This window comes from Streptomyces odontomachicola (assembly GCF_039605595.1).
Taxonomy (GTDB): domain Bacteria; phylum Actinomycetota; class Actinomycetes; order Streptomycetales; family Streptomycetaceae; genus Streptomyces.
This window is the reverse complement of the sequence record NZ_JBCFOK010000014.1, coordinates 234851-242799: the sequence shown is the minus strand read 5'-3', so window position 1 is coordinate 242799 and position 7949 is coordinate 234851. Positions and strand designations below refer to the sequence as shown.

Genomic DNA, 7949 nt, shown 5'->3' with positions numbered 1-7949 from the left:
GGCCCCTGCCGGGGGCGCCGCCGAGTGGTCAGCGGCAGGCCCGCGGAGTGGACGTCCAGCCCTCCTCACGGGGTCGGCGGCGCGGGCGTCTTCCTTCCCCCCGAGACGCCCGCGCCGCCCCTCGGAAGCGGCGCCGGGTTCTCAAGTCACCGATGCCGCCTGGCAGTTGGGTGGGCAGTGGTGAATCAGGCGAACTGGCCGGGCTGGTAGTCGCCCGCGGGCTGCTGGATCAGTACGTTCCCGCGGTTGAAAGCGTTGATCAGGGCGATGAGGCACACCAGCGCGGCCAGTTGGTCCTCGTCATAGTGCTTGGCGGCGTTCGCCCAGGCCTCGTCGGTGATCCCGCCGGCCGCGTCGGCGATGCGGGTGCCCTGCTCGGACAGTTCCAGCGCGGCGCGCTCGGCTTCGGTGAACACCGTGGCCTCCCGCCAGGCCGCGACGAGGTTCAGGCGGGTCGTGGTCTCGCCGGCGTGCAGCGCGTCCTTGGTGTGCATGTCGGTGCAGAAGCCGCAGCCGTTGATCTGGCTGGCGCGGATCTTGACCAGTTCCTGCGTCGCCGCGGGCAGGGTGGAGTCGGTCAGTACCTTGCCCGCCCCCACGAGGTGCCTGCCGAACTTGGCGGTGATCTCGTTCTCGAAGGCGTTGAATCGAGGGTTCACGGTGCGACTCCCGTCGTCGTGTTCTCTGACACCTCAAGGACGGGGCGGCCGGGCGAAGTGTGACATGGCGGGATGTGACGGGCGTCTCACTCGCCATGTGCCGGAGGTCGGGGCGGGGTGTGCGTACGTGATTCCCCCGCCGTTTCCCGCGCTGCAAGGATGAGGCCATGGAGGAAGAGGGCGTGGCGGAGGACGTGGAGATGATCGAGCTCAGCATGTCCGAGCTGCGGGAAGTGGCCGGGTACGCGGTGGCGTGCGCCCTCCCCGCCCTGGCGCTCTTCGAACGGGAGCGGCCCGAGGACCCCCGCCCGCGCGCCGCGCTGGACGCGGCGCGGGCCTTCGCGGAGGGCGGCCCGCGTACCAAGGCGCTGCGGGACCGCGCGTGGGCGGCGCAGCGTGCGGCCCAGGAGGCCCGCGACGCCGGGCGGGCCGCGGCGGGCGAGGCGGCGCGCGCGGCGCTGGCCGCCGCCGGCGCGGGCTATCTGCACCCGCTGCCCAAGGCCACGCAGGTCAAGCACATCCTGGGCGCGGCCGCACACGCCGCCCGCGCCCTCGAACTCGACACCGGTGAAGAGGCAGGTGAGGCCGCCGACAAGCACCTCGCGCGCGCCCGCTCCCTCGCGGACCCCGTCGTGGTGGAGGTCCTGCGCCGCTATCCCCCGGCCCCGGCCGGCGGGGGACCGGCCGGGGCCCTCATCCGCGCGTTGGACACCGCGCTGCGCTGACCTGGGAAGTGGAGATGAAGGGCCCGCGATTCAGAACCAGCCCTTGTCGCGGGCGTGCGACCACGCCCCGCACGGCGTCTCGTACCGGTCCGGAATGTATTTCTCCAGGGCCCAGCGGAGTTGGGTGACCCCATTGGTGCGCCAATCGCTCCCGGCGGAGGACATCTTCTCCGGGGGGAGGGCCTGGAGCAGTCCGTAGGCGCCGGTCTTGGGGTTCCTGGCCCGTACGTTCCAGCTCGATTCCTTGTCGACCAGCGAATCGAGGCAGTCGAACTGGTCGCTTTCCAGCGCCTCGCGGGCGTAGTCGCGGGGTTCTGCGCTACGGGGTGCGGTACGGGTCGCCCGTACCGGAACGCTCTCCCTCTCCTGGGCGGCCCTCTCCTGGGCGGCCTTCCGTTGGGCCGCCATCCGCGTCCGCGGCGCGTGTCCCACCGCCGCCGCGACCGGCCGTGCGTCCCGCAGGGTCGTCTCCGGGGCGCGGGACCGGTCCGTGACCTGGTGGTCCGGGGCCGCCATGACCAGCGCGCCAACCATGGCGGCCGGACCGAGGGTTGAGAGGAGGGCGAAGCTGTGGTTGCGCAACCACGCGTACATCTGCGTTTCCTTACGCCGACGACAGGGCCTCCGGCGCCGACGCGGTGCTCCGCAATTCCGAGCGGAACGCGCGGCGGTGCCGGGCAGGGAATTCCGCACGCGCCGAGCACGGCGCGGGCGAATACTCCTGACGCGGCGTTACCAACCTGGTGACCCCGCGCCCCGGATTCGCGCGGTTATTGGTCACATTGGGTCAACGCCGTATGGGTACGGCAAAAGCCCGGCCGACACCCCGAAAACCCGCCCTCACCCCGCCAGAAAGCGCCGCAGTTCGCGGTGGAAGCGGTCGGCCGCCTCCAGACGCGGCAGGTGTCCGACTCCGGGCAGCTCGACCAGCCGGGAACCGGGAATGGCGGCCGCGGCGGGACCAGCACGCGGTAGTCCTCCAGGCCGACCGGGTTGGCCAGCACGAGGCGGCCCGTGCGGTCCGGGTGGTCGAGGGCGAAGCGGGTCGCGAGCATGCCGCCCATCGAGTGGCCGACCACGTGGGTGCGCCGCACGCCGAGGTGGTCCAGGAGGGCGACGGTGTTCTGCGCGAGCATCCGGAAGCTGTAGTCCACGGACGGCTTACCCGAGCGGCCGAAGCCGATCTGGTCGGGGACGATGACCCGGTAGCCCTGCGAGGAGAGCGTGCGCGCGGTCGGCTCCCAGGCGCCGCCGTCGAAGTTCTTGCCGTGCAGCCCGCACGCCGAACCGCCTTCGGCCCGTACGGACGTGTGGGGCAACACGTGCGTACGGGCCGAAGGCGCTGGTCACACGGGGGAGTCGGGCCGCCTCAGCGGAGCAGCTTGCGCGGGGAGCGTGCCGTGGCCAGGAGCTCGTCGACGGTGGCCAGCTTGACGCGGGGGCGGCCCTGGCTGCGGCCCCTGGCCAGCTCGGCGCGGTGGATGGCGGCGAGTCCGCGTGCGTCCACCACGCGGCGGTTGCGGCTGCGGACCAGGCGGCGGAACGCCCTGGCCGTGCCCGCCGGCGCCGCGAGCGCCCCGGCGATGGCGTCCTCCAGCAGCGCGCCGACCGTCTCGGCCGCGCAGGTGCGGTTGGCGCCGATGCCGCCGGAGGGGCCGCGCTTGATCCAGCCCACCACGTAGGTGCCGGGCAGCCCCCGTACCCGGCCCGCCTCGTGCGGAACGGTCGCCGTCTCCTCGTCGAAGGGGAGACCCGGCACGGGACGGCCGCGGTAGCCGACGGCGCGGAGCAACATCCCGGCGGGCAGGTCGAGTTCGCCCTCGCCGTCCTCGCTCCCGTCGGAGACGCGCACGGCCTCCACCGCGTCCTCGCCGTGCGCGGCGAGGGGCGCGCTGTGGAAGCGGAGCACGATGCGGCGGCGCTCCTGCGCGGGGCGCGCGCTCCAGTCCACGCGCTCGCGGGCCACGTCCTGGAGCAGGCCCGCCTTCTCCCGGGGCGCGGCCTCCTCGATCGCCGTGCCGGTGCGCGGATCGTGGTCGTCCACCACGAGGTCCACGCCCGGGAGGTGCTTGAGCGCCAGGAGTTCGGACTTGGTGTACGCCGCGTGCTCGGGCCCGCGGCGCCCGAGCAGCACGACCTCGCGTACGGGTGCCCGGCGCAGCGCGGCCAGCGCGTGGTCGGCGATGTCCGTACCGGCGAGGGTGTCCGGGTCGGAGACCAGGACGCGGGCTACGTCCACGGCGACGTTGCCGTTGCCGACCACGACGACCCGCTCGGCGGGGCGCGCGCCCTCGTCGGGGGCGACTTCGGGGTGCGCGTTGTACCAGGACACGAACCGGGTCGCGGGGATGCTGCCGGGCAGGTCCTCGCCCGGTATGCCGAGCCGCCGGTCGTCGCCCGAGCCCACCGCGTAGATCACCGCGTCGTGGTGCGCGGCGAGTTCCTCGGCGGTGATGTCCTTGCCTATCTCCACGCCGAGGCGCATGTGCACGCGGTGGTGGTCGTGGAAGCGCGCGAAGGTGTCGCCGACCTTCTTGGTGGAGGGGTGGTCGGGCGCCACCCCGTAGCGGACGAGGCCGCCCGCGACCGGCAGCCGGTCGATCAGGGTCACCTCGGCGTTGGTGTGCAGGAGCAGGTCCTCGGCCGCGTACATACCGGCGGGTCCCGTGCCCACGACCGCGACCCGCAGCGGGCCGAAGTCCGGCGGGAGGGTGCGGTCGAAGGAGGGCTTGCCCCAGGCGTGGAAGTTGGGGCCGTACGGGGAGGGCTGGCGCTCGCTCGCGGGGCCCTCACCTTCGGAGGACTCATCTTCGGAGGACTCCGCGGCCTCGGAGGGCTCCGCGGCCTCGGGGGCCTTCGCCCCGGCGGGCTCCCGGCCCTCGTAGTACGCGGCGTTCAGCGCCGCGTACTCCAGCTGCTCCTTGGGGAGCGCGCCGACCGGGAAGATCGCGTCCACCGGGCAGGCGTCGGCGCAGGCGCCGCAGTCGATGCACGTCTTCGGGTCGATGTGCAGCATCTCGGTGCTGCCGAACGCCCGCTCCTCGGGGGTCGGATGGATGCAGTTGACCGGGCACACGGCGACACAGGTCGCGTCGTTGCAGCAGGTCTGGGTGATTGCGAAGGCCATGTCGCTCGGGTCCGCTCAGATGAGATGGGTCGACTGGGTGGGCCGCACGGGACGGCTCGGGTGACGGCTCAGATGAGGTTGGCGCGCTTGTAGAAGGCGAGCGCGGGCTTGGTGAGCAGCCGGGCGGAGGCGAGGAAGTCCATCAGGCCCGAACAGCTCGAGCGCATCATCGACTTGTGGTGCTCGTTCGCCTTCGCCTCGGCGATCGCCCGCTTCGCGTCGAGGCCGGCGTTCGCGTACACGTCGCGGTTGACCATGCTGGTGACGATCACGTACGCGGCGATGGAGATCACGAAGGAGTTGAACTGGCGGCGCACCCAGCCCGCCTTGCGCAGCCTGGCGCGGGTCTCGTCCCGCGCGAACTTCATGTGCCGGGACTCCTCCACGACGTGGATGTTGTTGATGGTGCGGACGAAGGGCACCACGCGCTCGTCGCGCATCCAGTCGCGCTGCATGATGTCCAGCACTTCCTCGGCGACCAGGATCGCCGCGTACGCGGCCTCGCCGACGGCCAGCGTCTTGAACCCGCGGCCGAGTTCGACGGCGAGGCGGCGCGGGCGGTACGCGGGGGCGCCCAGCTTCTTGGCGCCGCGCGCGAACATGATCGAGTGCCGGCACTCGTCGGCGATCTCGGTCAGGGCCCACTGGAACTTCGCCTGCGTGGGGTCCTTCGCGTAGATGTCGCGCAGCACCATCTGCTGGAGGATCATCTCGAACCAGATGCCGGTGCTGGCCACCGAGGCCGCCTCCTGGCGGGTCAGCTCCTTGCGCTGCTCCTCGGTGAGCTCCTTCCAGTAATCCGTGCCGTAGAGCGTGCTCCACTCAGGGCTCGCGCCGTGGAAGTCCTTGTCCAGCGGGGTGTCCCAGTCGACCTCGGTGACCGGGTCGTACGACAGGGTCTCGGCGGATTCGAGCAGGCGCTCCGCCGCGTCCTCGCCGTGGGGGTCTTCCTGCGTCTCCGGCCGAACGGTGCTGCTTGCCATCGCGAACTCCTCGTCGAGTCGTCGAATGTTCCCGGATGTTCCGTGCTGCGGCGGGAGCGGTGGCCTCACGCGGGCCCCGCCCCGGCGCATGCCGCCGGAAGCGGGCGGTACGGCTCTCCGGCTCCGCTTGTTAGACGGAATGTATAACAAGCGGAGTCCGTTGGCCTACCCCCCGGTAGACGGTGAGTGCGAGGCGGATGACGTACGGGGAGGCGCGGACGGCAACTGCCGTGCGGGGCGGGGTGGTCCGGGGGCGGTTCCGGGCGGGCCGAGGCGGAGCCGGAACGGGGCCGGAACGGGGTCGGAGGGGCTCATAGCAGCTGCCGGTCGTGCTTGTCCGTGCTTCCGGTGAGAAGCGTCAGGAAGGGTCCGGATGTCCCCCAACTCGCTACCCTGCCCGTGGAGTTGGCCCCTCGGTGGCCGGCCGGTGGTGGGGGAGGCGCGGGGTGCCGTATGCGGGGCGTACCGGACTGCTCGCACTCATGGACGAGCTGATCCGGGAGGAGGGCGGCCCACGGATCCCCGCCGACGTCCAGCGGCCCGTCGTGCTGCTGGACGGCATCGGCGGCTCCGGGCGGTCCCATGTGCTGGAGCGCATCCGCACACGCTGGGCCGGTGTGGCACCGGTGGCGCACGTGAGCCCGCTGACCGTCGAGGACGAACCGGCCTCGCTGCGTACGGTGCTGCGCGCGGTGATGCTCCACCTCAGCGGCGAGAGCGCGGGCTACGGGCTCTCCTTCCCCCGCGTGGTGCTGGCGCACATCGCCATGGCCGAGCCGATCGACAGCGGTGATGCGCGGCAGGACGTGGACACGCTCCAGAAGCGGATCGCCGCGCACCGGGAACAGGACTCGCTGGCCCGGCTCCTGGAGCCGCTGATCACGGACGCGGCGGGAGCCCTCGGCCTGCCGGTGGCGAACACCGCGGTGGAGGTCGTACGGCGGCTGCGCGGCTCACGCTGGCGCGCCCGGCTGGCGTGGAACGAGTCCCTGGAGTGGTTCCGCCACCAGGACCAGGGATTCCAGCACGATCCGCGCCGCGCGCTGGTGCTGCTCAGCCGCCAGGCGGCGCGCGGCGACGGCGCGGTGCGGCAGGACGTCGACCACCTGCTGATGTCGGCCTTCCTGGCCGATCTGCGGGAGAGCCTCGCGCGCGCGGAGAACCACCCGGCCAAGGCCGTCGTCCTGCTCGACGACGGCGACGCGCTCTCGGCCCGCGCCTTCCTCCGTACCTTCCTGCAGGTACGCGAGGAGCTGCGGCAGCGCGGGACGCCGGGGGACCCGCTGGTGCTCGTCACCACGCGCGGGCGGGAGACCTGCCCGGGGGTCCTCGGGGCCGGGGTCGGGGCCGAGTCCGGGTCCTCCGGGTCCGGGTCCGGAGGCGAGGGCCGGTCCTCGTGGCGCGAGTCGAGCCTGGAGCGGCTGACGCCGGAGGACATCCCCCGCCCCGGTACCGGACTGTGCGTCGTCCTGGAGGGCTTCACCAGGAACGACGTCCAGCAGATGGTGCGCGCCCGGCTGTGGCCCGAGGACCTGGGCACCGCGGTCGTCACCGAGGCCGTGCACCGGCTCACCGGCGGGCACGCGGAGGCCGTCACGCGCATCCTCGCCCTGCTCTCCGACGAGCCCGAGCTGCTGGACCGGCTCGGCGACGTGCTGACCAGGCCCCTCGCGGAGTCCGCTCCGGGCACGACGCTGGAGGAGCACCTGGTCGACAAGTTCGCGGTGGGCCTCGGGCCCGGGCGGCGCGTGGACCGGAGGTTGAGGGAGGACGTCGTCACCCTGGCCGCCGCGCGGGACCAGCGGGAGGCCCGGTGGCTCACCCAGCGGCTGCCCGACCGCTTCCACCACGCGGACGCGCTGCTCACCTCCCCCGCGCTGTGGCCGGAGCAACACCCGGACGGGCAATGGGGGATGACGCCCTTCGTACGGCTGCTCCTGCTGCGGGCCCTGGCGGCGCGGGCGGAGGCTGAGCCGGAGCGGTATGGCGAGGCTGCGACAGAGCGGCCGCCCACCTGGCGCGAGGCGTTCGGCGCGCTGCGCGACCGGGCGGCGCGCGACCGGGAGCTCGCGCCGCGGCTCTCCTGCGACCTCTCGCTGGGGAACGCCGACCCGGTCGTCACCGAACTGCTCGCGCTGCTGCCGGAGTCGGCCCCCGAAGAGTGGCTGGCCACCTACGACGTGGTCCGCGAGGCCCCGTGCCCCGACGGCATCCCCGCGACGGCGGCCGAGGGGCCGCGGCAGGTGCTCACCGACCTGCTGCGCGCCGAGATCGCGTACGCGGACCCGCTGCTCGGCGACCGGGAGAGGCGCGCCGACCTCTGCTCGGACATCGCCCGCTGTTTTCACAGGCTCGACGACCGCGGCGCGTTCCAGCGCCGCTATGCCCAGTGGCAGGCGGAGTACGTGCGGCTGAGTGCGGGTCTCAACTGACGGAGTCACGGGGCGTGTCGCCG

Annotated in this window: 7 protein-coding genes; 2 read left to right on the top strand and 5 right to left on the bottom strand. The window is 73.0% G+C overall.

The annotated features are described in order from the left end of the window. Positions 1 to 185: 185 nt before the first annotated feature. Positions 186 to 659 (bottom strand): carboxymuconolactone decarboxylase family protein, encoded by a 474-nt coding sequence (locus tag ABEE00_RS25305; protein WP_345747962.1) that lies wholly within the window; start codon positions 657 to 659, stop codon positions 186 to 188. A gap of 167 nt (positions 660 to 826) precedes the next feature. Between ABEE00_RS25305 and ABEE00_RS25300 the strand changes: the two genes are divergently transcribed. Next, positions 827 to 1384 (top strand): putative immunity protein, encoded by a 558-nt coding sequence (locus ABEE00_RS25300; protein WP_345747961.1) that lies wholly within the window; start codon positions 827 to 829, stop codon positions 1382 to 1384. Between the two features lie 30 nt (positions 1385 to 1414). Here the strand turns inward: ABEE00_RS25300 and ABEE00_RS25295 are convergent, their stop codons facing one another. The 4 genes from ABEE00_RS25295 to ABEE00_RS25280 form a co-directional block, all read right to left on the bottom strand. After that, positions 1415 to 1978 (bottom strand): aggregation-promoting factor C-terminal-like domain-containing protein, encoded by a 564-nt coding sequence (locus ABEE00_RS25295; protein WP_345747960.1) that lies wholly within the window; start codon positions 1976 to 1978, stop codon positions 1415 to 1417. Between the two features lie 176 nt (positions 1979 to 2154). Further along, positions 2155 to 2706: an alpha/beta fold hydrolase gene (locus tag ABEE00_RS25290; RefSeq protein ID WP_345747959.1), complete on the bottom strand. Its 552-nt coding sequence runs from the start codon at positions 2704 to 2706 to the stop codon at positions 2155 to 2157. A gap of 47 nt (positions 2707 to 2753) precedes the next feature. Beyond that, a complete protein-coding gene (locus ABEE00_RS25285; RefSeq protein WP_345747958.1) occupies positions 2754 to 4511 on the bottom strand; it encodes an FAD-dependent oxidoreductase in 1758 nt (585 codons plus the stop codon). Between the two features lie 68 nt (positions 4512 to 4579). After that, positions 4580 to 5494 (bottom strand): AurF N-oxygenase family protein, encoded by a 915-nt coding sequence (locus ABEE00_RS25280; RefSeq protein ID WP_345747957.1) that lies wholly within the window; start codon positions 5492 to 5494, stop codon positions 4580 to 4582. A gap of 446 nt (positions 5495 to 5940) precedes the next feature. Here ABEE00_RS25280 and ABEE00_RS25275 point away from each other — a divergent pair, with 446 nt between their 5' ends. Then, positions 5941 to 7926: a hypothetical protein gene (locus ABEE00_RS25275; protein WP_345747956.1), complete on the top strand. Its 1986-nt coding sequence runs from the start codon at positions 5941 to 5943 to the stop codon at positions 7924 to 7926. Positions 7927 to 7949 lie beyond the last annotated feature (23 nt).

Excerpts from the sequence above, each read along its gene's own strand:
- ABEE00_RS25300 (WP_345747961.1), top strand. The coding sequence starts at position 827 with ATGGAGGAAGAGGGCGTGGCGGAGGACGTGGAGATGATCGAGCTCAGC.
- ABEE00_RS25295 (WP_345747960.1), bottom strand. The coding sequence starts at position 1,978 with ATGTACGCGTGGTTGCGCAACCACAGCTTCGCCCTCCTCTCAACCCTC.
- ABEE00_RS25285 (WP_345747958.1), bottom strand. The coding sequence starts at position 4,511 with ATGGCCTTCGCAATCACCCAGACCTGCTGCAACGACGCGACCTGTGTC.
- ABEE00_RS25280 (WP_345747957.1), bottom strand. The coding sequence starts at position 5,494 with ATGGCAAGCAGCACCGTTCGGCCGGAGACGCAGGAAGACCCCCACGGC.